The sequence below is a fragment of the Staphylococcus sp. EZ-P03 genome, from assembly GCF_003344575.1.
Taxonomy (GTDB): domain Bacteria; phylum Bacillota; class Bacilli; order Staphylococcales; family Staphylococcaceae; genus Staphylococcus; species Staphylococcus simulans_B.
The window spans coordinates 146,278-170,018 of the sequence record NZ_QPMO01000001.1; the positions used below are offsets into that span (position 1 = coordinate 146,278).

Sequence of the window (23,741 nt, forward strand, 5' to 3'; positions counted from 1 at the left end):
ATGTTAACACGAACATAGAACCAGCAACAAATAGAGTGGCTCAGTTTAATACATGACTTGTGTCATAATAATTTTTTGTTAAAAGAATTTTTACATTTTCAATGTTTATACAATATAATGGAAGTGTATAAGTTAAGAGATGATACCATCAAAACATTGAAAGTACATAAGGAGGAGAACGTATGAAAAAGTTATTTGCCGGAGCATTAACGTTATCATTAATTCTTGCCGCTTGTGGTAATGATGACAGCAAGAAAGAGGATGAAAACAAAGATAAAGACCAAACAACACAAGAAAGCAAGAGCAATGATAAAGAAAGCAGCAAGGATAAAGAAGCTAACAAAGATAAAGACAAAGCAAGCGAAGACAGTAATGCTTCTGACAGCGATCAATCAAGCGAAGACAAAAATGCCTCATCTAGTACAAGCGGTGAAGGTGCAAATTCATCTTCAAACAGCGAAGGAGCTTCTGATTCAAGTTCAAACAGCAGTGCTGACAACTCATCAGCATCTTCAGGTGCAGCCGCAGGAGCTAACGGCGGACAAAGCGGAGATGTTAACAGTCAAGCAGCTCAAGGTCAAAATACACAGCAAACTGCAGGTCAAAACAGCACTCAAGGCAGCCAAGCACAACAAACGGGCTATGTAGCACCTTATCAAGGTCAAAATGCAGTACCAGCAGCAAGTACAATCGGACAAGCAGCTGTGAATGAATCTACATTACGCGTATTGCCGAACTTCCCGCAATCATTGCAAACAGCTCAAAATGCTGCAGATGCAATTAATGGACAATCTAATCCGTACAATGATTTTGGTGTACAAGATAACGGAAACGGCAGCTATTCATATGTATTCAGCTTCCGCAACCAATCACAACCAGGCACATATTCATTAGTCACTGTTAATCAGCAAGGTCAAGCGGCAGTCATTGATCCGGCATACGCTGCAGGTCAATAAACCGATAGCATCATTACAAAAGTATTGAAACAAGTATAAAGCAGATGAGAACAAATAAATGCTCAGCACATCTTCGTGCTGAGCATTTTTATCTTCTATTCAGGTTCATGATTTGCGGCGTTTCGAACGCTTCGGCAATTGCTGCACAATCAAACTGGAAATCGTTTCGAAAGAATGATTGTGACGATTGACAAACGGATGATTAATCAGTGGAATAGATTGGTTGATTAGGGCATTTGTCAATGCTTCTGCGCTGCTGTATGCAACAGGTTCAAAAGGTTTCATAACTTCATCATAAAGCCCGCGTTCTTGCTGGTAGCTGTCTAAATGTGGAGTATAAAGTGCTACAGGTTTATCTATAGTTAATGCATCAAAGACGACAGAAGAGTAGTCGCTGATTAAAATATCGCAAGCGAGTATTAAATCTTGTGTTTCAATATTGCTTGCTGGCTGAATGACTTGTTTTGAAAGTGATGTGTCTTGTGTTTCATCGCTTTCGATATGACCGCGGAATATCACATTATAATGCTGAAGCAGTTCTTCTGAAATAGACAAGTTATCATCTGGTTTTGGATTTGTTTTCCATGTCGGCAGATAAAGCAGTGTCGGTTTATTCGGATCAAGCTTAAGTGCTTGTTTGATAAATTGCACGTAAGGCTGATCGTTTTGCTTATCTAACAAGTAGCGTACTCTTGGATAACCGCAAGCTGCTATTTCCGTATATTGCATCGGAAAGGCGGTCTTGAAAAGCTCTGCTGCTTCTGAACTGTCGCAAATCAAATAATTCTGTTGGAGCCATTTATTATATTTGCGTGCACGGTAATTATAAATTTCATGGTTTTGGTAGGGCTCTCGGCTGTCTAAGAACAGTTGTTTTAATGGTGTGCCGTGCCATAGCTGAATAATTGTTCCATTTGGCTGCAATGTATCAGGAATATAACTTTCGCTGATGACGACATTGGCATTTTCAATCAAATCTTTTGTGTCTTCATGTTCTGGAGAGACAAAGTGTGGGCCTGTCGCATCATCTGTAATATAGAACGCAGGATATTTTGAGTAATGTTTTGCAAAGTAATTGAATAAATAACGTGAATTACCTCTAAAGCCGTAATCAAATCCTAAAAAGACGACGGTGCCGTTTAACGCTTTCTCTTGTTTTTCGTATATATTACTCATGCTTTGATGATTTTCATAACTGCGATCTAATATCATGCTGGTGATAAAGTGGGGCAGTTTAAAGTGCGTCTTCCATAACCAGTTATCGACAAAGCGAACAGGTTCAGGCAATGTAGTATTTCTGAATTTGAAAGGCGGCTTTTGATGATGCAAGTATGCCAGTTTATTTAAATTAAATTGTGTAACTTTCGCATATTCATGATGTTTAATACTTTGATAAAACGATTGTGATGTTCTTAGATGTGTTTTAAAGTCGAAGATCACATGTCCGTTCGTTTCGACTTGTTCAGATAAAAGCAATGCGGCTGCTAAATCAAACGCTGTTTCGCATTGGAAGGTATTAAGTGCTGTGATAGATTGCTTAATACTAAAAATCATATTCGGGAAATGATTAATGTTATTCATCCATGTATCAAAGTCGACAGCAGTATCCGCAAAATAGCGGCAATCGTTTTGATAGTAAGCATCTACTGTGTAATCTACAACAATAGATTGTGATGTATTGCGTGATTTCAGCGCTGACAATTGGTCGGGATAGATATCTATATTTAAGTCAGAGGGGATAAAATGCGTATATCCTTCTTCAAGGGCTGTTTTAAGTGTAAACAACATTTTATCGCCTGATTGATATTCTGTTGTTAGTATTTCCATAGTATGACCTCAGTTTTATAATATTAAACTATATTTTAACATTTTGTTCATTAACTGTGAAAGAGAACCTTTTAACATTTAAGCAACATCTTGCAAGTAAAGTTGGAACTGTACTATTATTTCAAAATATTGTATTATAACAGTTTGTTTTCTGAAAATAATATGTAAGCGTATACATTGGTGTATATGGGATTGACGTGAAAAAACAGTTTGAAAAAATTTCTGAAAAAGAATTGAACAGCTCGTAAAAACATGTTATATTATATGTGAAATAAATCACAAACTAATGTGTGATTAGATTTAAAGGCCTACTAAATTAAAATTGAAAGAGAAGAGGAAAGTATATGTTAGTATCTTCATTTGATCCGTTCCACAATTTAGTTTTATCGAGTATTGTGGCTGCAGTACCGATCATATTATTCTTGTTATGTTTAACTATCTTTAAAATGAAGGGGATTTATGCAGCATTAACAACTTTAGTTGTAACTTTGATTGTAGCAGTAGTCATATTTAAATTACCGGCTGTTATGGCAGCGGGGGCAGTAGTAGAAGGAATATTCCAAGGCTGGTTGCCAATTGGTTATATCGTTATCATGGCAGTTTGGTTATACAAACTTTCTACCAAAACTGGACAATTTGCGATGATTCAAGACAGTATCGCAAGTATTTCTCAAGACCAGCGTGTACAGTTATTATTAATCGGTTTTTGTTTTAACGCATTCTTAGAAGGTGTGGCAGGATTCGGGGTTCCTATCGCAATCTGTTCTATTTTATTAATCTATTTAGGTTTCAAACCACTTCAAGCAGCAATGTTATGTTTAGTTGCTAACTCAGCAGCAGGGGCATTCGGAGCAATCGGTTTACCAGTAGCTGTTATTGATACATTGAACTTGCAAGGCGGTATCACTGCACACCAAGTATCTAGTTATTCTACATTTACATTAGCGTTTATCAACTTCTTTGTACCATTCTTATTAATTTTCATTATTGATGGATTCAGAGGTATTAAAGAAACATTACCATTTATTTTATTAGTATCAGTAATCTTTACAGTGTTCCAAGGTGCATTGACTTTATTCCAAGGTCCGGAACTTGCGGATATTTTACCTCCGCTCGCAAGCATGGGTGCACTAGCACTTTTAAGCCGCAAAGTTCAACCGAAACATATTTTCCGTTTGGAGAAAGATTCAAAACCGCCAGTCACTCAGAAATTAACAGTGAAACAAATCCTATATGCATGGAGCCCATTCTATATCTTAACAATCTTAGTTATGTTATGGAGCATGCCATTCTTTAAAGCACTCTTCTTGCCTGGCAAACCATTGCATTTCTTAGCGGTACAATTACCATTGCCTGGTACATTCAGTGAAGTGACTAAGAAAGCTATTACGCTTAACTTGAATATCATAGGACAAACAGGTACAGCGATTTTAATTACAATTATTATTACAGTATTATTATCTCAAACAACTACCTTTAAAGATGCAGGGCAATTATTAGGTGAAACATTTAAAGAGTTATGGATTTCTGTTATTACAATTTGTTTCATCTTAGCCGTTTCAAAACTTACAACATACGGCGGTCTAAGTGCTGCAATGGGACAAGGTATCTCTAAAGCAGGCGGTATCTTCCCATTATTCTCACCAGTATTAGGATGGATCGGTGTGTTCATGACAGGTTCTGTTGTTAACAACAACTCACTCTTTGCGCCGATTCAAGCATCAGTTGCAGGTCAAATCGGTGTCAAAGGCGGAATGTTAGTTGCTGCGAATACAGCAGGCGGGGTAGCTGCGAAAATTATTTCACCGCAATCTATCGCCATTGCGACAGCAGCTGTTAAACAAGTGGGTAAAGAATCAGAACTCTTGAAAATGGCATTGCGTTACAGTGTAGGTATGGTTATCTTCATCTGTATCTGGACATTTATCTTATCTTTATTCTTATAATTACAGAAGTTGTGAATATAAAAAACGGAGCCGAAATTTCGGTTCCGTTTTTTTAATGTAACTACTTATTCTATTTCTTCAGTTTCAGGTTGAGGTGCATGAATTGCTTTAATAAAGTCTTCATATACTTTGTCAGGCGAATATTTTGCGACCGTTTCAAATGCACTTTCAATTATTTTGCCTTGTTCAGAAGGCGGTGCAGTCATCACATTTAAAATATGTTCTGACAGTGAAACAATGCTTTGATACTCTGCAAGGAAACCGTTGCGATTGGTTTGAATTAAGGTTTCCGGGCCAGTATTGCCTTTATAACTGATGACAATACTGCCTTGATTCATAGCTTCTAATATCACCAAACCAAATCCTTCATTGCGTGAAGGGACAACTGTAATGGTACTTTCAGCTAAACGCAGCGGCAGATGCATTGTCGCTGGATAAAGCTGAACAATATCATTGAGTTGATGCTGCTGGATAAATTCTTCAAGATCGTGTTTTTGCTGGCCGTCGCCGTAGATATGCACTGTATAGTTCATATCACGCAAGCTGTCTTGTATATGTTCGACACTGCGCAGCAGCAAGTCGAAGCCTTTTTCATATTCTAAGCGTCCCGCCGCAATAATCTGCGGTTTTTTAGGGATTTCGATTCTCGGTTCATTCATCATATTAGGTACGATATAAACCGGTGTTTGAATCACTGATTGGAATGCTTTGCGGTCTGCGTCTGTTAACACAGTGATACGATCTAAATCTTGATATGCGGCTTGGATTTCTTGACGATAGCTTTTTGAGTAAGCGTCCCAATTCATATGTTCCATACCGACAGTTAAGACATCTTTCGGAGCATAATCTGCGACCAGCAGGTTATAGCTTGCACGTGTGCCGACTAAGACGTCTGTATCGATTTCACTCACAGCAGTTACGATTTTCTTTTCGACATAGCTTGAAAACTGCGCTAAACCTGGTTCGTTTTCAGTAATAATCTGCGGTTTGATAAATGGTGTCCATTTGCGGATACGGTTCATGAAAATATCCATCAGATTTTGCGGGCTGAGATTATAGTCGACCAGCGGCTGTACTTCGATATCTTGATGAAGTTTAAAATAAGGTGCTTTACTGCCTTTGAATACGGAAATAATTTTTACCTTATGTCCTTTGGCTGCCAATACGTTAGCAAGTTGTGTGACGGCTTTGACAGTGCCACCCATGGAATAAATATTATGCATTAAAAAAGTGATTGATTGCACGTGGTGTCACTCCTCCCATTGAATTCCTTTAATTATATCATAGTCCAGGGATCACTATGCAAAGGTAGATGCTTTGATATATGTTTTGTGCATCAATTTAAACACGAAAAAATAATAATCTATTGAATAACTATCCTTACCCCTTTTGTCTGAGCATAAATACGTATATAATAAGAGAATAGAACGAAATACTTAGCAACACTATTTTGACATAACTTAGGTATGTTATTTTTTTAAGACTGTGGTAAAGCGCTTTCTCAAGAAAGGGTTGAGGTCATGCTTAAGCAGATGTCATCTTCATTATTAAAAAGGGGGCTGTATTTGTTATGAGTTCAGAACATAGCAAAACAGATGTCATCTTAATCGGTGGCGGAATTATGAGTGCGACATTGGGTACATTATTGAAGAAAGTTGCACCAGAAAAAGAGATAAAAGTATTTGAAAAGTTAAGCGAATCAGCACAAGAGAGTTCTAATGCATGGAACAATGCGGGCACAGGGCATTCAGCATTATGCGAAATGAACTATACAAAAGAAATGCCGGATGGTTCTTTAGATATTTCAAAAGCTTTGAAAATCAACGAGCAATTCCAAATTTCTAAAGAATTCTGGTCTTATTTAGTGAAACACGGCAATTTGGATCATCCTGAAGAATTCATTCACACTGTACCGCACATGAGTTTTTGTATCGGTGTACGCAATGTCGACTTCTTAAGACGCCGTGTCAAAGCTTTAAAAGAAAATGCATTATTCAACGAAATGACAATGACAGAAGATAAAGACCAAATCGCACAATGGCTTCCTTTAATGATGGAAGGGCGTAATAACCATATTCCAATCGCAGTAAGCCGTGACGAAACAGGTACCGACGTCAACTTCGGAGCATTGACGCATAAATTATTCGACTTCTTGCAGCAAAACCAAGTAGATGTTGAATATGAGCACCAAGTGACTGATTTAAAACAACAAAAAGACGGCACTTGGAAAGTGAAAGTCAAAGATTTAACTACAGAGGAAACAACAACATATATTTCTGACTTTGTATTTATCGGAGCTGGCGGTGCGAGCTTGCAGCTATTGCAAAAAACGCATTTGCCGGAATCTAAACATATCGGCGGTTTCCCAGTCAGCGGTTTATTCTTAGTATGCCAAGATCCTGAAGTGGTAAATCAGCACGATGCTAAAGTGTACGGCAAAGCAAAAGTCGGTGCACCGCCGATGTCAGTACCGCACTTGGATACGCGTTATATCGACGGCAAAAAATCATTGTTATTCGGACCATTCGCCGGCTTCTCACCTAAATTCTTGAAGACAGGTTCAAACATGGATTTATTCAAATCTGTGAAACCGAATAACTTGTTGACGATGTTATCTGCAGGTGCGAAAGAAATGAAATTGACGCAATACTTGATTTCTCAATTAATGCTTTCTGATGATGAACGTATTGAACAATTACGCGAATTCATTCCGAATGCGAAGAAAGAAGATTGGGAGATTGTCGTTGCCGGACAACGTGTACAAGTGATTAAAGATACAGACAAAGGCAAAGGTACATTGCAATTCGGTACAGAAGTTATCTGTTCTGAAGACGGCAGTCTTGCGGCATTATTAGGTGCGTCACCAGGTGCATCAACTGCAGTAGATGTGATGTTAGATATTTTACAACGCAGTTATAAAGATGAGTTCCCAGAATGGGAAGCACGCATCAAAGAAATTATCCCGTCATTCGGTAAGAAATTAGCAGATGAACCTGAATTATACAAAGACATTAAAACAGATGTTGAAAAGTATTTGAAATTAAATTAAGGCATTCAAGCTATAATATAAAAAAATGCTTCGGCAGGAGGAATTTTCCTTACCGAAGCATTTTTGTTTTGTCTTATTATTTGTAAATTATAGTTTAGAATGGTGCATGTCATCTGTTTCAGCTGTTGGCAGTGTGAGAATAAAGGTACTGCCTTCGCCTATAGTACTTTCTACTTTGATGTCGCCGCCATGAAGCTGAACTATCATTTGTGCAATAGCTAAACCTAAGCCGTTGCTTGTGGCAGACGTATTGCCTTTATAAAATCTTTCGAATAGATGGGCTTGAACCGCATCTGACATTCCTGGACCGTCATCAGCAATTCGGCACTCAACCGTATGATTTGATTGCGTAAGCTCTATATCGATACTGCCGCCTGCTTCTGTATACTTAATGGCATTCGTTAAAATGTTGTTAAAGGCTTGGTATAACAGACGGTAATTCCCTTTAATTGTGATCTCTTGCAAGTCAGTCATTATCAGCAAGTCTTTATCATCAATTGCATATTGTTCATGACGTACCATCACTCTCAGCATTTGTGCGATATCAATCTCATCGTCGTAATCCAAATGGTCATGATTATCGAGTTCAGCTAACAATAAGAGGGCACGTGTCAAATTGCTTAATCGGCTGGTTGTTGTATGAATCTCGTCTATATAGTACAAGCGGCTTTCTTTATCTTGTGCTTGGCTGAGACGATCCAGTAATTGATGAATATGTGTCAGCGGTGTTTTGATTTCATGCGAAACATTTTGTACGAAATGCTGGCGCATGTCATCGAGCTGTTTTAAGGAAATACGCATTTGGTCGAAGCGGTATTGCAACGTACCTAATTCATCATGGCGTGTCACAGCAATCGGTGTTTTAAAGTCGCCGTCCATTAATCTGTTCGTCGCATGTTTCAACTGCGTAATCGGTTTGATCAATGTGTATGTTGAACTGATAATCAGCAGCATAGAAATGATTAACAGTAATGCGATGAGGACAGCTAAGAAGATACGGAATTCACTAAAGGATTTACCGATATCCGGTCTGATAAAGACTGCAACAGGACCTTCTGAAGTGTTAAAACGCGTGCCGACTGTATTCTTTGATTCATTATCAAAGAAACCTGTCACAAAGAGCTGATAGGGGTGATTTTTTATACCATGATAATCGTTGCCTTTAAAGACCTTATCAATATTCTCTTTAGTCAGATTTTCTCTTCTGAATGCTTCGCCGTAAAATGTTTTCTTATAAGATGTATCAATAGTTACGACTTGGAAGTTAAGGTCGCTTAAATGTTTAAAGTAAGCTTTCATATCTGTTGTATGGGATGCTTTTTGATATGCCTTAGCTTCTTGTAAAGTTCTCATAATCTTTTGGTCATTAGAAGGTTTTAATGCGACATGATAATACATATTCGTCAAAATAAAACTGAGCACAGCGCTGAACAGCATAATGACAATCGTATAAATCGCAATTCTCGAATACAGCGACTTAAACATGGACTTCTACCTTATAGCCTAAACCGCGTACTGTTTCAATACTGACATTACTGCCGATCTTTTTTAAACGGTTGCGCAGTCTTCTTATGTGTACATCGACGGTACGATCATCACCTTCATAATCAAAGCCCCATACACGTTCAATACATTCTTCTCTTGAGAACACTTGCTTTTCATGACTGGCTAACAGAAAGAGCAAATGAAATTCTTTATTCGGCAAGGTCATAGTCTTCGTATCGCAAGTCATTTCCAAATAAGACTGGTTCAATTTCAAATTGCCGATTTCAAGTTCATTTTCTGCGTTGATTTGATAACGGCGCAAAACGGCTTTAATACGAAAGATTAATTCCTGTACTTCAAACGGTTTCGTTACATAATCATCTGTTCCTGTTAAATAGGCTTCTTCTTTATCGCTTAAAGCATCCCGAGCTGTAAGCATAATCACAGGCATTTCATAATCTGCTTTGATAGCGTTGCATAATTCAAATCCATCCATACCATCCATCATAATATCCACAATCGCAATATCTGCCTGATTGGTTTCTAAATAGTTTAATGCATCTTCGGCATTAGAATGGGTTGCGGTTTTAAATCCATCACGCTCTAAATAGGAAGAGACGTAATGAAGGATTTGATAATCATCATCTACTATTAAACAAGTTGTCATCCTCACCACTCCTAACAATCATTTAGATTAATTATACATTTTGCGAATCGGCTAAGACAAATTTGTTAGTTCTAAAGAAAAGTGAACGTTGTTCATATTCAGTTCACAATGTGTGCATACAATATAAGTATCATAAAAGAAAAAGGAGTCATGGAAATGAAATTAGCATGGAAAGAAATGGTATTTTACAAATTCAAATACATTTTAATAATGCTGATTATCTTGCTGCTTGCAAGCATGGTGTTATTCATCAGCGGTCTTGCTCAAGGACTCGGACGTGAAAACATTTCAATGCTTGACAACATGAATGCAGAGAAATTCGTGGTGCAAGATATGAAGGAACCTGTCATTGAGAAATCAATCATCAATGACGAAAAACAAAAAAAGGTTGAGGATGTCACAAATGCAAAACCTTTCAAATTAGCACCTCAGACAATAAAAACAGATAATTCAAATGACCAAGATATACTGCTTATCAATCCTGGTAAAGATTTCAAACCTTCATTAGCAGAAGGGCATTATCCATCCCGAGATAATGAAATTGCAGTTAATAAAAAATTAACAGCAGAAGGCCTTAAAGTAGGCAGTAACGTAGAATTCAAGGACAGCAATAAAACGTATAAAATTGTCGGTTTAATGGACGATGCAATGTATTCTCATAGTTCAACAGTGATGACGAATAAGCATACATTCGATCAACTCGGTAAAAAAGCTGCAACGTTTTATCCATTAAAAGATGTATCTAAAGCAGATGAGAAAAAAATCAACGATATTTCAGGTGTGCAAGTGGTAACACAAACAGACTTGACGGATAATATTCCAAGTTATAACGCTGAACAAGCACCCTTGAATATGATGATTGTCAGCCTATACTTGATTTCAGCAATTGTCTTAAGTGCATTCTTCTATGTTATGACAATTCAAAAAATCTCTGAAATCGGTATTTTGAAAGCAATCGGTATTAAAACAAAACACTTATTGTCTTCATTAGTTTTCCAAATCTTATTAGTGACAATGATCAGTGTGTTACTGTCAGTCTTGATTATCAGCGGACTCAGCATAGTGATGCCAGTCAGCATGCCGTTCCACTTAACAACGAATAATATGCTGCTAGTCGTAGGTGTATTCATTGTTGTTGCAATTATCGGTGCGACATTATCATTCATTAAATTAATTAAAGTCAATCCTATTCAAGCAATCGGAGGTGAAGGTTAATGACTTTAGAAGTAAAAGATATTAAAAAATCATTTGGTACTGGGGAAGCCAAAACGGATGTATTAAAAGGTGTAGATTTTGAAGTCAAACAAGGTGAGTTTATTATTTTAAGCGGTGCCTCTGGCTCAGGAAAATCAACGCTGCTCACAATTTTAGGAGGCCTTCAAGATCAAGACTCAGGAGAATTGCTGTATAACGGTTCGCCTTTATTTACGAAAGCAAAATCAAAATCAGATATGCGTCTGACAGAAATCGGATTTATTTTCCAAGCTTCGCATTTAGTCCCATATTTACCAGTAATTGACCAATTGACAATTGTAGGTCAAGAAGCGGGATTATCTAAAAAAGAAGCGAAAACACGTGCAGAACAATTATTAGATCAAATCGGTTTAACACATCGTCTTAAAGCATTTCCATATATGTTATCAGGCGGTGAGAAACAACGTGTTGCTATCATGCGTGCATTTATGAACAACCCTAAAATTATTTTAGCGGATGAACCGACAGCAAGCTTAGATGCGCATCGTGCGACAGAAGTCACAAAAATGATCAGTGAGCGTATTAAAAATGAGAATATGGTCGGTATCTTAATTACACATGACCGTCGCCTTTTTGAATATGCAGACCGTGTTGTAGATTTATTCGATGGTAAAATCATCAATAAAGAAGATGAAAGTGAACTAGGATAATATTAATTGAGTCGAAGCAGGATATAGGGAATGAAAAAAGTTGGGGAGCAGCCCCAACTTTTTGTTTATATTCAGATATATTTCTATATATATAGAGGTTATTTTAAATGCAGAAGATGAAGCAAAGATGGGTGCTTAATAAGCATGCTGGCGATAAATAAAGCACCGAAATAAAAAGTTAACAATAACTTATAGCAATACATCAAAGCAAAGAAATCTCGGATTAAAGCAGTATCGAAAAATGGATAAGGTGTACGGCTGCCGACACCGACAGCTTTGATATTTAAGATTTGAGCAAAACGTAAAGCACGCAAAATATGAAATTGGCTTGTTACGATGGCGATTTTAGAAAATGCATGGTCTTTTAAAATGTCTTTAGTGTAAGCTAAATTTTCATACGTACTATGCGATTGATCTTCTAATAATATACGCGAGCTTGGGATATGTTGTGCGATTAAATAATCACGCATGGCTTCGGCCTCTGATACACGTTCGCCTTCGCCTGTACCGCCGCTGACAATAATATGGGGTGTGCCTTTATGATTTTGATAAAGTGCTGCGGCGCGATCTAAACGCCATGCCAGCATTTGTGTGACTTGTTCACGATATAATCCGGCGCCTAAGACGATAATGGCATCAATAGGATCATCCAGTGTCAGCATACTAAAAGCAGAAGACCAGCTGAGATAATGTACAAAGGCAAACAGTGTTGTGACTGTAATCCATCCTATCCATAAAAACAATGCATTCATAAAAGGAACAGGAATATGGCTTAATAAATTCAAAGCGACGGCTAAAAATGCAATAGCTAATGTCAGTGCGCAAATTCTGGCAAAAAACATTCTGGCACTTTTCCATTCCAAAATCACACGATGTTTAAACAACAGCAACCCTGCACCAATGACTGACACAATAGCCAAATCAAATGGGAAGCTTGAAGTGATTAAATGAATTAAAAGTACGATAAATCCGCTAACCAGTGTGATAAAGAATGATGTGATATTCAATCTGCGATACGGATTAAAAAATAAATAAATGTAACTGCATAAAATCAAAAGACTTAAAATTATTGATAGTAGTAGCATTTCAAACCTCTATTTGTAAAAAATTAATTACTTTCATATTACCCTATTTTTCCTTATGTTTCTTCAGATATGATATGATGGTTTCGACACATTGAAAAAGTGTAAAATAAGTCATACTGTCAAAGTAGTGAATTTAACGAATATTTATCATAAGAAGGAGACCATAATGAAGAATATAGAACAGCATATGCAGTTTATGGGGATGTTCATTGAAGATGTTAATACGTTAATGGCGAATCTTTTAGAAGATTTGCGCAACGAATTTAATGTGTCGATCGAGCAATCACAAGCTGTATTGTTACTAGATAATAATAAATCATTAACTTTATCAGAGATTACAGAAAAACAAGGGGTCAATAAAGCGGCAATCAGCCGACGTGTGAAAAAATTGATTAAACTCGAAATGATTCAATGGGAGAAACAAAATGCGAGTGTAGATCAGCGTTTGAAATATGTGCGTCTGACAGACAAGGGGCGCGAATATGTGGCACGTTCAAAAGCGATTATTAATGATGTAGCGACATATTTGCTGCAAGATTTGACAGAATCACAAGTTGAGGCGACTGCAGAAAATTTAGAAATTGTGGATCGCCGTATTAAAGAATACATTCAAAAAATTCAATAAGAAGAACAGCTTTAAAAATCGGTGCATTGTGGTGATGCGCCGATTTTTAATATATATGAGGATAATGTTAAGCGCTAGGTCTAATTACTGATATAATAAAAAGGTCGAGTCTACTATAATAGAAGTATTCTAAATTTAAACCAACAAATTTGCAGATATAATTTTACATTTATGTAAATTACGTGTAAAATTTGTGCGGGTAAATTGTTAAGCAATCAATTTGGACATTTCCTAGGAAATAATAGTATATAGAATAAACGAAAAGCGAGGTGAACGATAAATGGAGCAATCCGATAAAACTGAGACGTCAGAAAGCAGAAGCCGCGAACAACGTATGAAGACCAATCAGAGTCTGCGTAAAATTGTGCCATGGGGTATCGGCATCTTTATTGTTATTTTATTAATCATATTGTTTTTCTTATTAAGAAATTTCAATACGCCAGAAGCACAAGCCAAAATTTTAGCGAACGCAATTAAAAATAATGATACGCAGCGCATTGCGACCATTTTAAGTACTCTCGATAATAAAGTAGGCACTGATGAGGCAGAAACATATATCAAATACATTAAAAGCGAAATCGGGATGAAGCAGTTTGATAAGGAGCTGCAAAAGACGGTGGACGAATTAGAACGTAATGAAAAAGACGCCAGCTATATTAAAACGCCTGATGGCAATAAAGTGCTGCGGATTACTAAAAACGGCCGTCGTTTTATCTTCTTTGATAATATTAGTTTCCAAACAATTACGAAAAAGCCGATTATCAAACCTAAAACAAAGACAACTTATATCTTCAGAGCAGATGATAAGAAGCGAAAAGTCATTGCTGAAGCGAATGAATCGACAATGCTGGGTAATTTCATTCCAGGAAATTATAAACTTCCGGCAACGAAAGAAAATTCAAACGGGAAATTCAACGGCTATTTAACGTTCTCATTCAAAAACAGCAACAGCGAAACAGTGGATGTACATGAAAACTTCCCTGAAGCCAACTTGAATATTAAGTTGGATGGTGCGGATAAATTAGATGATAAACATACAAAAGTGAAGATTAACGACAAGACGTATAATTATGATAATTCACGCTTATACGGTCCGTATCCGGTAACGGCTAACATTGAAGTTTCAGCTGAAGGAAAAGCGAAAGGTAAAACATTTAAATCAGATTCGGTGAAATTGTATCCGAATGATTTGAAATCTAATACACCTGTTACGCTGCGCTTTGAGAAAGATAAGATCAACAAATATGTAGAAGAAAAGGAAAAAGAAGAAAACAGCTTGAAAAATAAGCTTTCTCGTTTCTTTAATAAGTATACTTCTGCATTGAACGAAGCATCATTCGGCAATAATTTTGCGAGTGTGTCAAAGTATCTTACACCCGGCACCAAAAACTATGACAACATCAGATATCAAATCCAAACAGGCCAAGGCGTACAAAATTGGTACCAAAGTCCGCAAGTCATGGATGTTTCTACTGAAGGCGTGCATGTTTATGCCAAAGTGCTGAATTTAAACAGCCAAGGTGTCTGGGTGACTTCTACGTATAAATTACAAGATGTTAACCATAAGTCAGATCAACTACCTGAAGAAGATGATTTGAAAATCATCAGTTATAAAGAATAATAGAGAAGAATTCGAAATACCCTTGCAAATGGGATACGATGTAGCGTATCGCTTATGCAAGGGTGTTTATTTTATCTGTGCCGGTGTTTCAAACGTTGTATTATTTTGATACTAAGTATAATATGAGGTTATCAGCTTAATCGAAAGAGAGAAAGAGGTGATTGGGTGAAGCAGAATCATACATACCAAAAAAAGCTGCCCATCTTTTTAATTATAATATTAGGTGCACTGACCGCAATCGGCGCACTTTCTATAGATATGTTCTTGCCTGGACTGCCGCAAATCAGAGCAGACTTTAATACAACCGCATCTGCATCGCAATTAACCTTAACTTTATTTATGGTGGGATTGGCCTTCGGCAACCTGATCATGGGACCTTTATCGGATGCTTACGGCCGCAAACAGCCTTTAGTTATTGTAATGGTGATTTATACCATCGCAAGTATCGGCATTGTCTTTGCGACGAATATCACCATGATGATCAGTTTAAGATTAGTTCAAGGTTTATGTGCAGGTGCAGCAGCAGTGATTTCACGTGCGATTGCGAGTGATATGTATCACGGCAAAGCACTGACAAAGTTCTTAGCAGTATTAATGCTGGTGAACGGTGTCGCACCGGTCATCGCGCCTGCAATCGGCGGGGGAGTCTTGATGTTTTCAACGTGGCATATGGTCTTTATTTTAATGACGATTTTCGGTGCTTTTATGATATTTTGTACCACAGTACGTGTACCGGAATCTTTAAGCAGACAGTCTCGTCAATCTGCAGATATCCGCAGTATCTTAGCACAATTTAAAGTGCTGCTCAAACAGCCGCGTTTTGTGCTGCCGATGCTGCTGCAAGGTATGACGTTCGTTATTTTATTCAGTTATATTTCAGCTTCGCCTTTTATTACACAAAGGATCTACGATTTGTCTCCGCAAGCATTCAGTATTATGTTTGCGGTCAATGGTATCGGTTTGATTATTTCATCGCAGCTTTCAGGAAAGCTTGTAGATTACTTTTCACCGCTGTCTATTATGCGCGGCTTTACGTGGGTGCAGCTTACCGGTGTTATCATGATTACAATCGTATTAACACTGCATTTGCCGATAGTATTTTTATTTATCGCCTTCTTTATATTGGTCAGTCCTGTTACTGGGATTGCGACACTCGGCTTCTCAGTCGCTATGGATGAACGTACTGGAGGCGGCGGCAGTGCATCGAGTTTATTAGGTTTGGTTCAAACATTAATCGGCGGCATCAGTACCCCTTTAGTGGGATTGATGGGGGAGAAGAGTTATATTCCGTATTTGATGATCATTATGACTGCGGCTGTTGTGCTGATTATCCTGCATATCATTACAGCGAAGGTCTTTAGAAATAAGGCAGCAAATTGACATCAGCGTATACAATGTAAAAAGGAAATGTCCCCATGTATTGGACATTTCCTTTTTTAAATTCAAATTTATTTTCTCATTTTTATCGTGTTCGTCAACATTGTTTGTGCCATTGCTTCTGGTGTTTCATCACAGTTGCGTCTTAACCATGTGTGAATGACTCCGAACTGGCCGCCGATTAAATAATTCACATAGTAGATATTATCAGTGACATGCGTATAGTCGTCTAAAAGTTTTTCGTAAGATTGATATGTAAATTTGGCCATGTCTATAACATATTCTTTTTGAGGATGCGTTACAAAAACAGCACGAAAGAAACGCTGATAACGGTAAATATACATGAAGACAATACGAAAGAATTGGAGCAGTTTTTGATTATCTTTCAAGATCTTGTCAAAATTGTTGTAAACAATGTTCATCAAGCGCTGATAGCGCTGCTTATGATAGGTTTGGATTTGTTCGAACAAGTCATATTTATCCAAAAAGTAGACATAAAAAGTGGAACGATTGATACCGCTGTAAGCACATATCATTTTAATGGTGATTTCATCCATTGCATATTCTTCCATTAAATCGATTGTACTTCTGAAGATTTTGATACGCGCTTGTTTTTTCACTACTCCTTGCACCTCTTTAATCGGCCGACACATTTTTTAAAAGTGTTGGTGTTTTTTTAATTTATACGTCTCTATACTATATAAAGTAACTTTTAAAAGCAAACAGGAGGAAAGGTGAAATGAAGAAGTTAATTATCATTAACATTGTGACGATTGTTGTATTAGTCTTGATCGGCATCGGCGGATTTTACTACTACAATCAAGCCACAAGCTATATTAAAACTGACAATGCGAAAGTAGACGGACAGCAAATCAAAATCGCAAGTCCAGTATCAGGAAAAGTAGAATCATTTGATGGAAAAGAAAACAAATACTATAAAAAAGATGAGCAAATAGCGGAAGTTACAGGTAAAGGAGAAGACGGTTCTCCTCAGAAAATGGATATTAAAATGCCTTCAACAGGTACCATTGTGAAAACAGACGCAATGGAAGGTGCAATGGTTCAAGCAGGTTCACCGATTGCATATGCATATAATTTAGATGAACTGTATATCACAGCGAATGTAGATGAAACCAAAGTTGCGGATGTAGAAAAAGGGAAAGATGTAGATGTTAAAATTGATGGCCAAGGTTCAAAAGTCAAAGGCAAAGTAGAACAAGTCGGCAAAGCAACGGCTTCAAGCTTCTCATTAATGCCTTCATCTAACAGCGACGGCAACTATACAAAAGTTTCGCAAGTTGTCCCTGTGAAGATTTCATTAGAATCTGCGCCAGCAAAATCTGTGGTTCCAGGTATGAATGCTGAAGTAAGTATTCATAAGTAAGGAGGTCATTTTATGACACTTGCTTTAATTATATATATTCTAGCTGCAGTCATGCTTGTTGTGCTGATGAATATCCTGCTTAAGAAGCACAGCAGCAAGAAAGCAGCACGCCAACCTGAACACAGAGCACAAACATCTGCTTCTGAGGCACATCAAGATAATCAGCAAGCACTTTCAGAAACTACTGAACACTATCAGCAGCAAACATCAGGTATGTATCGCTTCGGTAAAGGTGTCACACGTAATATCGTGTTAGCTGCTATGTTGTTTGGTATGTTTATCGCTATTTTAAACCAAACATTGCTGAATGTTGCGCTGCCGAAAATTAACAGCGACTTTAATATTTCAGCTTCTACAGGCCAATGGCTGATGACAGGCTTTATGTTAGTTAATGGTATTTTGATTCCGGTCAGCGCGTTTTTATTCGACCGATTTTCATATCGCAAACTTTATTTATTCTCATTAGTTATCTTTACCTTAGGGTCGCTTGTCTGCGGCATCGCCTTTAATTTCCCTATTATGATGACAGGGCGTGTCCTCCAAGCAGCCGGAGCGGGGATTTTAATGCCGCTGGGTTCTAATGTGATTATGACAATCTTCCCGCCTGCTAAACGCGGGATGGCTATGGGTGTGATGGGTGTCGCAATGATATTGGCACCTGCTATCGGTCCGACATTATCTGGTTATATTGTGCAGAATTATCACTGGAACCTTATGTTTTACGGCATGTTCTTTATCGGTATTGCTGCTTTGGTCGTTGGATATTTCGGCTTCAAAATTTATCAGCATACCGCACAGCCTAAAGCAGATGTGCCGGGTATAATTTTCAGTACATTAGGCTTTGGCGCTTTGTTATACGGCTTCAGTGAAGCGGGTAATGCAGGATGGGGCTCAACTGAAATTGTCGTATCCTTTATTATCGGCGCAATTTTTATTGTGTTATTCGTCATCAGAGAATTACGCATGAAGGCACCGATGTTAAACTTTGAAGTCCTGAAGTTTCCGACTTATACATTAACGACAGTGATTAATGTAATTGTCATGATGAGCTTATACGGCGGCATGCTGCTATTGCCGATATACTTACAAGACTTGCGCGGTTTCACTGCTATCGATTCGGGTCTTCTTTTATTGCCGGGTGCTTTAATGATGGGACTATTAGGTCCGGTTGCCGGGAAGCTGTATGATATGATCGGCATCAAGCCTTTAGCTATTTTCGGTATCGGCGTTATGACCTATGCGACATGGGAGTTGACGCACTTAACGATGGATACACCATATGGACAAATAATGGGTATTTACATTTTGCGTTCCTTTGGTATGGCGTTTATTATGATGCCGATTATGACAGCTGGTATGAATGCATTGCCGGCACGCTTGATTTCTCATGGTAATGCTTTAGTGAATACACTGCGTCAGTTAGCAGGCTCAATCGGAACGGCGATCTTAGTGACTGTAATGACTACACAAACGACAGAACACTTGAATACTTTTGCTCAAGATTTAGATAAAACTAATCCCGCATTGCAAGACCAAATGAAAACAATGGCAATGCAATATGGCGGTCAAGAAGGTGCGATGAAAGTGATCATGGGCTTCTTGAATAAACTTGCGACAGTTGAAGGTGTGAATGATGCCTTTTGGATTGCTACATTATTCAGTGCCATCGCATTTATTCTCAGCTTCTTTATTCAAAGCAAGAAGAAAGCAGATGCACTCGCACAACAGCATGAAAAATAAATTGATATGATGATAGAAACGACAGTCAGGCGACTGTCGTTTTTGCATTATAAAAAAGACATCCCAAATGTTGGAATGTCTGATAGTTATTTAATGCGCACACGGCGGTTTCTAAAGAATAAGCTGATAAATAAGAGTGCAAAACAACAAGCGAGTAAGATTGTCGCATTGTTTAATGCATCGCCGGCAATTAAGATTTTATCGGGTTCTACAGTAATGAAATATTGTTTCAGAGTTTCTGAAATACGTTGTGCTGTTTCGTTTACAATGTAAGTTAGCCCGAATGGAATGACGAACATAATTGCGATTAAAACCATATTTACAATCTTAATTGCGGTACGGTTGAAAATCAGTGTCAAAATCGTAAGCAATATACTGATTAAGCCGACAAAGAAGAAAGCGATGAATGCGAATTTGATTTTGCTGATGTTGTCTTGCAGCTGATGCAGCTGTGTTAAATCAAAGTTCTGGCTCGAGATATTCTGTAATGTTTCTTGGAAGTTTAAGAGCTGTGAAAAGTGAATCGGTTCATTAACCAAAACAATCGTGAATATGGATTCTTTAAACATGCTGTATAGTGAAATAACAGTAAGAATCAATACGATAATTTGAATAATCAAGCTCACATAGGAGCGTTTTCTTTTTTTAGCGAAATATTTTCCGCGCTGCAAAGTACCGCGTTCTAATGGTTCCTTCGCATAAGGTGCTGCCGCAGTGTCATAGTTTTGAGGCATGGTGATACAATTCTCCCTTCAAAATAAGCATCATTCGTAAGTTATGCTTATCATCTATCTTCAGACTGTATTGCTTTTATTTTAGCACCAATACTTTGAATTATATAGGCTTTTCCTTGTGTTTCGTAAAAGTCGGCTAAAGCTAAGCCTTCATGATAATAATCTTTTTGTGCTGTATGTTGCGGCTTGAAACTTTGTACAGCAGCTGCGATGTCTTCTTGGTGGGCTGCGACAGTTTCAAGCAAAGCTGCATCAGAAGGTGCTGCTTGCACCTCGATTTCAAGCGCATGTATCATTTGGCGTTTTCCTTGAATGACAGCAAGTTGAATTCCGCGTTCGAATAATTTATAGTCAGGTCCTTTGGTGACATTTTCTTTTTGCTGATTAAGTTCACTGAGTTCTGCTTTGACTTCATCAGACAAATCCAAAAGGTGTATTAAAAGCGGTGATTGTAAAGATTGAGACATAGTTATTCTCCTTTTTGCGGGATATCGATACGATGTCCTAATTGTTTCGGCCATTCTATATCAGGTTGAATGCGATAGTAATGAGCCACATTGTCTTTAAAAGTGTCTGGGAAAGGTGCGGATTTTTCAGTGCTGCGATCTATGCCCATCATCATTTGTTCATTCGTTGCGACCATATCTCCGTCTGCATTGCGCATAATTAAAAAGAAATGGACACGTTTATAATCATAGTTGTAAATATAAATATCGACTTGATACGTATCATCCAGTTTAAGCTGTTTCATAAATGTTGTATGTTCTTCTAAAGTGAAGATAGTATAATTTAATTCATTTCGTTCTTCTAATGACAAACCGCTTTGATAATTGAATTGATTCGTTGCTTGACTGAAAGCTTCGTTGTATTCAGAATCATGCATGTGCTGATTGTGGTCAATCATAGAAGCTTCGACTTTGCCGTGAACTATAAATAAATGTTCCATAAAACAAAACTCCTTTAAATAGATAAGTCTATCATACTAAAAAAATCTATAGGCGACATGGAATTGAAACATGGTAAAATAAGCGTATGTTGAAAAAGGGAGGAAAGCCGCATGAGCATGTCGATTTATTATCAAACGAAGTCGCAAGGCCTGACAAAGGCACCAACAAGTCAGGCAGTGCCGAAAGATGCGACAGTTGTTTGGTATGACATTAATGAACCGACAAAAGAAGATAACCAATGTTTATTAAATGATTTTGATTTTAACCCGTTGGAAGTGGATGATACGATTCATGCAAATCCGCGGGCAAAATATAAAAACTACCAAAGTTATCAAAACGTTGTCTTTCATCGTATCAACGCTGATGACTTTAAAATTCAAGTCCTGAATATTTTCATTAAAGACAACTTGTTAATTACGTATCATCATCATAAAATCGAAGAGATTGATACTGTATTGAAACAAGTTAAAGCCCACTATGATCAGGATTTAGATTGTGAAGATATTGTATTGTATATTTTAGATCATATCGTAGATAACTATTTCAAATATGTGGATGACCTTTCTGACAAGGTATTTACATTTGAGGATGAACACGGTACAGATCGTTCTAATAAATATATGATGGACCATTTGTTTGATTTGCGTTCCGATATGATTAAGATGAATCGTGTAATCATGCCGATGAAAGAATTGATAGATACATTAGAATATTCAAGCGGTTTAGTCCAAGACAAACGGCATAAGATGTATATTCAGCATATTAAAGACCATATTGCTAAAGAGGAAAGTATGTTGAAGACGGCACAAGATATCACAAGAGAAATCAGGGATAATTTCGAATCCTATACGACCTATCGTATGAACCGTGTCATGCAGATTTTGACAATTGTATCTATGATCTTTATGCCGTTAACTTTATTAGCTGGCATTTATGGTATGAACTTTGAATTCATGCCGGAATTAAAATGGCATTACGGCTACTCTATGTGCCTCGGACTCATGGTCATTATCACGCTTTGGTGCATCTGGTTCTTCAAACGAAAGAATATGTTATAAAGAAGTGTGAAAATGAACGTAATAACTGGAACGTTTGTAGTGAGATTGATACACTTACACTAATATACGATAGAAAAGAAAGTAGGAAAGATGATGAGTGATTCTAAAAGAGAACAACGAAAAGATGATCATGTTAAAATTGCGATGGCTCAATCAGACGCACAATTAACTGATTTCGATCGCATCAGATTTGTACACCACTCCATTCCGAGTGTGGATGTGGATCAAGTAGACCTTTCTGTTGAATTACCCGACTTCAAATTGAATTCGCCGCTTTATATCAATGCGATGACTGGCGGCAGCGAATGGACAAAGCAAATCAATGAAAAGCTTGCGATTGTCGCAAAGGAAACAGGACTTGCGATGGCAGTCGGCTCTACACATGCCGCATTGCGCAATCCTAAAATGGAATCTACCTTTACAGTTGCAAGAGAAATGAATCCGGATGGTATTATTTTCAGTAATGTCGGTGCTGATGTACCTGCAGATCTTGCGAAACAATCTGTAGAGATGCTCAAAGCTGATGCACTCCAAGTGCATGTGAATGCGCCGCAAGAATTAGTGATGCCTGAAGGCAACCGTACTTTTTCTAACTGGATGGATAATTTAAACCGTATTGTAAAGACAGTGGATGTTCCAGTGATTGTAAAAGAAGTCGGCTTTGGTATGAGCAGAGAAACAATGGAAGCGTTAAATGAAATCGGTGTACATTACGTTGATGTCAGCGGCCGCGGAGGCACTAACTTCGTCAGTATCGAAAATGAACGCCGTGATTTAAAAGATATGTCTTATCTTCAAAATTGGGGCCAATCTACAGTGGAATCTTTGCTTGAAAGCAAAATCGTTCAAAGTCATATGTCTGTATTTGCGAGCGGCGGTGTACGCAATCCGTTTGACGCAATAAAATGTTTAGCATTAGGCGCAGATGCGGTAGGCATGTCTCGTCCGTTCTTAGAACAAGTTGAAAACAACGGTGTAGAACAAACAATTGAGTATGTCGAAGCATTTATTGAACAAATGAAGAAAATTGCGGTAATGGCAAATGTGCCGAATATCGAAGCCATTCATAATTTAGAAGTAATTTATGATCAAAGTCTGCAAAACTGGATACAGCAGCGCAACTTAAATCAATAAGCATAACTTTTCGTTTAAACATAAGGAGAGCGGTTCAACTGGTAGAGGGTTGAACCGCTTTTTAAGTAACAAATTGGTTTTAGTATGGGCAATCACGAAGAGCAAGACAATGGTTTGCTCTGGTAACGCTTACACTAATTATAAGACATTATTTTGCGTAAAGCAATTAGAACATAAAAAATAAATTGAAAATATGAAATAA

At 37.7% G+C, this 23,741-nt stretch carries 21 protein-coding genes; 12 read left to right on the plus strand and 9 right to left on the minus strand.

Annotation, left to right across the window (positions count from 1 at the left end; all coding sequences use genetic code 11):
* Positions 1-182 precede the first annotated feature (182 nt).
* Positions 183-956, plus strand: a complete 774-nt coding sequence (locus tag DVJ99_RS00675) for a hypothetical protein (RefSeq protein WP_114602756.1) — start codon at positions 183-185, stop codon at positions 954-956.
* A gap of 105 nt (positions 957-1,061) precedes the next feature.
* On the opposite strand, the gene DVJ99_RS00680 is transcribed toward DVJ99_RS00675, so the two are convergent.
* A complete protein-coding gene (locus tag DVJ99_RS00680; RefSeq protein ID WP_114602757.1) occupies positions 1,062-2,783 on the minus strand; it encodes a CDP-glycerol glycerophosphotransferase family protein in 1,722 nt (573 codons plus the stop codon).
* A gap of 344 nt (positions 2,784-3,127) precedes the next feature.
* Between DVJ99_RS00680 and DVJ99_RS00685 the strand changes: the two genes are divergently transcribed.
* Positions 3,128-4,729 carry an L-lactate permease gene (locus DVJ99_RS00685; protein WP_114602758.1) on the plus strand — a complete coding sequence of 534 codons (1,602 nt, stop codon included), beginning with the start codon at positions 3,128-3,130 and terminating at the stop codon, positions 4,727-4,729.
* A 65-nt stretch (positions 4,730-4,794) separates the two neighbouring features.
* Here the strand turns inward: DVJ99_RS00685 and DVJ99_RS00690 are convergent, their stop codons facing one another.
* Positions 4,795-5,973, minus strand: a complete 1,179-nt coding sequence (locus tag DVJ99_RS00690) for a glycosyltransferase family 4 protein (protein ID WP_114602759.1) — start codon at positions 5,971-5,973, stop codon at positions 4,795-4,797.
* 326 nt (positions 5,974-6,299) lie between these two features.
* Here DVJ99_RS00690 and mqo point away from each other — a divergent pair, with 326 nt between their 5' ends.
* Positions 6,300-7,778: a malate dehydrogenase (quinone) gene (gene mqo, locus DVJ99_RS00695; RefSeq protein WP_114602760.1), complete on the plus strand. Its 1,479-nt coding sequence runs from the start codon at positions 6,300-6,302 to the stop codon at positions 7,776-7,778.
* An 87-nt stretch (positions 7,779-7,865) separates the two neighbouring features.
* Here the strand turns inward: mqo and DVJ99_RS00700 are convergent, their stop codons facing one another.
* Positions 7,866-9,263, minus strand: a complete 1,398-nt coding sequence (locus DVJ99_RS00700; RefSeq protein WP_114602761.1) for a HAMP domain-containing sensor histidine kinase — start codon at positions 9,261-9,263, stop codon at positions 7,866-7,868.
* Positions 9,256-9,930, minus strand: a complete 675-nt coding sequence (locus DVJ99_RS00705; RefSeq protein ID WP_114602762.1) for a response regulator transcription factor — start codon at positions 9,928-9,930, stop codon at positions 9,256-9,258. Before DVJ99_RS00705 ends, DVJ99_RS00700 begins: the two co-directional genes overlap by 8 nt.
* A gap of 156 nt (positions 9,931-10,086) precedes the next feature.
* Between DVJ99_RS00705 and DVJ99_RS00710 the strand changes: the two genes are divergently transcribed.
* Together DVJ99_RS00710 and DVJ99_RS00715 are read left to right on the plus strand one after the other, a co-directional pair.
* Positions 10,087-11,145: an ABC transporter permease gene (locus tag DVJ99_RS00710; RefSeq protein ID WP_114602763.1), complete on the plus strand. Its 1,059-nt coding sequence runs from the start codon at positions 10,087-10,089 to the stop codon at positions 11,143-11,145.
* Positions 11,145-11,834 carry an ABC transporter ATP-binding protein gene (locus tag DVJ99_RS00715; RefSeq protein WP_114602764.1) on the plus strand — a complete coding sequence of 230 codons (690 nt, stop codon included), beginning with the start codon at positions 11,145-11,147 and terminating at the stop codon, positions 11,832-11,834. Before DVJ99_RS00710 ends, DVJ99_RS00715 begins: the two co-directional genes overlap by 1 nt.
* A 98-nt stretch (positions 11,835-11,932) precedes the next feature.
* On the opposite strand, the gene DVJ99_RS00720 is transcribed toward DVJ99_RS00715, so the two are convergent.
* Entirely contained in the window at positions 11,933-12,841 is a 909-nt protein-coding gene (locus tag DVJ99_RS00720; protein ID WP_240430797.1) for a YdcF family protein, read from the minus strand.
* A gap of 244 nt (positions 12,842-13,085) precedes the next feature.
* Here DVJ99_RS00720 and DVJ99_RS00725 point away from each other — a divergent pair, with 244 nt between their 5' ends.
* The 3 genes from DVJ99_RS00725 to DVJ99_RS00735 all read left to right on the plus strand — a co-directional run bounded on the left by DVJ99_RS00725 (position 13,086) and on the right by DVJ99_RS00735 (position 16,545).
* Positions 13,086-13,544 (plus strand): MarR family transcriptional regulator TcaR, encoded by a 459-nt coding sequence (locus tag DVJ99_RS00725; RefSeq protein ID WP_105993199.1) that lies wholly within the window; start codon positions 13,086-13,088, stop codon positions 13,542-13,544.
* A 280-nt stretch (positions 13,545-13,824) separates the two neighbouring features.
* Positions 13,825-15,165 carry a membrane-associated protein TcaA gene (locus DVJ99_RS00730; RefSeq protein WP_114602766.1) on the plus strand — a complete coding sequence of 447 codons (1,341 nt, stop codon included), beginning with the start codon at positions 13,825-13,827 and terminating at the stop codon, positions 15,163-15,165.
* A 165-nt stretch (positions 15,166-15,330) separates the two neighbouring features.
* On the plus strand, positions 15,331-16,545 hold the full coding sequence (locus DVJ99_RS00735; protein WP_114602767.1) for a putative multidrug effflux MFS transporter TcaB: 1,215 nt from the start codon (positions 15,331-15,333) through the stop codon (positions 16,543-16,545).
* A 68-nt stretch (positions 16,546-16,613) separates the two neighbouring features.
* Here the strand turns inward: DVJ99_RS00735 and DVJ99_RS00740 are convergent, their stop codons facing one another.
* Positions 16,614-17,162: a TetR/AcrR family transcriptional regulator gene (locus DVJ99_RS00740; RefSeq protein ID WP_114602768.1), complete on the minus strand. Its 549-nt coding sequence runs from the start codon at positions 17,160-17,162 to the stop codon at positions 16,614-16,616.
* Between the two features lie 119 nt (positions 17,163-17,281).
* Between DVJ99_RS00740 and DVJ99_RS00745 the strand changes: the two genes are divergently transcribed.
* A complete protein-coding gene (locus tag DVJ99_RS00745; RefSeq protein ID WP_114602769.1) occupies positions 17,282-17,926 on the plus strand; it encodes an HlyD family secretion protein in 645 nt (214 codons plus the stop codon).
* 12 nt (positions 17,927-17,938) lie between these two features.
* The gene (locus DVJ99_RS00750; RefSeq protein ID WP_114602770.1) at positions 17,939-19,666 is read left to right on the plus strand and encodes a DHA2 family efflux MFS transporter permease subunit; all 1,728 of its coding nucleotides are present in this window, start codon (positions 17,939-17,941) and stop codon (positions 19,664-19,666) included.
* Positions 19,667-19,752: 86 nt separating this feature from the next.
* Here the strand turns inward: DVJ99_RS00750 and DVJ99_RS00755 are convergent, their stop codons facing one another.
* The 3 genes from DVJ99_RS00755 to DVJ99_RS00765 are packed head-to-tail and all read right to left on the minus strand — an operon-like array spanning position 19,753 to position 21,346.
* Entirely contained in the window at positions 19,753-20,400 is a 648-nt protein-coding gene (locus DVJ99_RS00755) for a hypothetical protein (RefSeq protein ID WP_114602771.1), read from the minus strand.
* Positions 20,401-20,450: 50 nt separating this feature from the next.
* Positions 20,451-20,867 carry a hypothetical protein gene (locus tag DVJ99_RS00760; RefSeq protein ID WP_114602772.1) on the minus strand — a complete coding sequence of 139 codons (417 nt, stop codon included), beginning with the start codon at positions 20,865-20,867 and terminating at the stop codon, positions 20,451-20,453.
* Between the two features lie 2 nt (positions 20,868-20,869).
* Entirely contained in the window at positions 20,870-21,346 is a 477-nt protein-coding gene (locus tag DVJ99_RS00765; RefSeq protein ID WP_114602773.1) for a thioesterase family protein, read from the minus strand.
* A 111-nt stretch (positions 21,347-21,457) separates the two neighbouring features.
* On the opposite strand from DVJ99_RS00765, the gene corA reads away from it, so the two are divergent.
* Together corA and fni are read left to right on the plus strand one after the other, a co-directional pair.
* Positions 21,458-22,405 (plus strand): magnesium/cobalt transporter CorA, encoded by a 948-nt coding sequence (gene corA, locus DVJ99_RS00770; RefSeq protein WP_114602774.1) that lies wholly within the window; start codon positions 21,458-21,460, stop codon positions 22,403-22,405.
* A gap of 93 nt (positions 22,406-22,498) precedes the next feature.
* Positions 22,499-23,539 carry a type 2 isopentenyl-diphosphate Delta-isomerase gene (gene fni, locus DVJ99_RS00775; RefSeq protein WP_114602775.1) on the plus strand — a complete coding sequence of 347 codons (1,041 nt, stop codon included), beginning with the start codon at positions 22,499-22,501 and terminating at the stop codon, positions 23,537-23,539.
* Positions 23,540-23,741 lie beyond the last annotated feature (202 nt).

What these genes read in the sequence shown, in the direction of transcription:
- DVJ99_RS00725 (WP_105993199.1), top strand. Translation starts at nt 13,086, where the DNA reads ATGAAGAATATAGAACAGCATATGCAGTTTATGGGGATGTTCATTGAA.
- DVJ99_RS00680 (WP_114602757.1), bottom strand. Translation starts at nt 2,783, where the DNA reads ATGGAAATACTAACAACAGAATATCAATCAGGCGATAAAATGTTGTTT.
- DVJ99_RS00750 (WP_114602770.1), top strand. Translation starts at nt 17,939, where the DNA reads ATGACACTTGCTTTAATTATATATATTCTAGCTGCAGTCATGCTTGTT.
- DVJ99_RS00700 (WP_114602761.1), bottom strand. Translation starts at nt 9,263, where the DNA reads ATGTTTAAGTCGCTGTATTCGAGAATTGCGATTTATACGATTGTCATT.
- DVJ99_RS00710 (WP_114602763.1), top strand. Translation starts at nt 10,087, where the DNA reads ATGAAATTAGCATGGAAAGAAATGGTATTTTACAAATTCAAATACATT.
- mqo (WP_114602760.1), top strand. Translation starts at nt 6,300, where the DNA reads ATGAGTTCAGAACATAGCAAAACAGATGTCATCTTAATCGGTGGCGGA.
- DVJ99_RS00755 (WP_114602771.1), bottom strand. Translation starts at nt 20,400, where the DNA reads ATGCCTCAAAACTATGACACTGCGGCAGCACCTTATGCGAAGGAACCA.
- DVJ99_RS00760 (WP_114602772.1), bottom strand. Translation starts at nt 20,867, where the DNA reads ATGTCTCAATCTTTACAATCACCGCTTTTAATACACCTTTTGGATTTG.
- DVJ99_RS00715 (WP_114602764.1), top strand. Translation starts at nt 11,145, where the DNA reads ATGACTTTAGAAGTAAAAGATATTAAAAAATCATTTGGTACTGGGGAA.
- DVJ99_RS00705 (WP_114602762.1), bottom strand. Translation starts at nt 9,930, where the DNA reads ATGACAACTTGTTTAATAGTAGATGATGATTATCAAATCCTTCATTAC.
- DVJ99_RS00765 (WP_114602773.1), bottom strand. Translation starts at nt 21,346, where the DNA reads ATGGAACATTTATTTATAGTTCACGGCAAAGTCGAAGCTTCTATGATT.
- DVJ99_RS00730 (WP_114602766.1), top strand. Translation starts at nt 13,825, where the DNA reads ATGGAGCAATCCGATAAAACTGAGACGTCAGAAAGCAGAAGCCGCGAA.
- DVJ99_RS00745 (WP_114602769.1), top strand. Translation starts at nt 17,282, where the DNA reads ATGAAGAAGTTAATTATCATTAACATTGTGACGATTGTTGTATTAGTC.
- DVJ99_RS00685 (WP_114602758.1), top strand. Translation starts at nt 3,128, where the DNA reads ATGTTAGTATCTTCATTTGATCCGTTCCACAATTTAGTTTTATCGAGT.
- fni (WP_114602775.1), top strand. Translation starts at nt 22,499, where the DNA reads ATGAGTGATTCTAAAAGAGAACAACGAAAAGATGATCATGTTAAAATT.
- corA (WP_114602774.1), top strand. Translation starts at nt 21,458, where the DNA reads ATGAGCATGTCGATTTATTATCAAACGAAGTCGCAAGGCCTGACAAAG.
- DVJ99_RS00675 (WP_114602756.1), top strand. Translation starts at nt 183, where the DNA reads ATGAAAAAGTTATTTGCCGGAGCATTAACGTTATCATTAATTCTTGCC.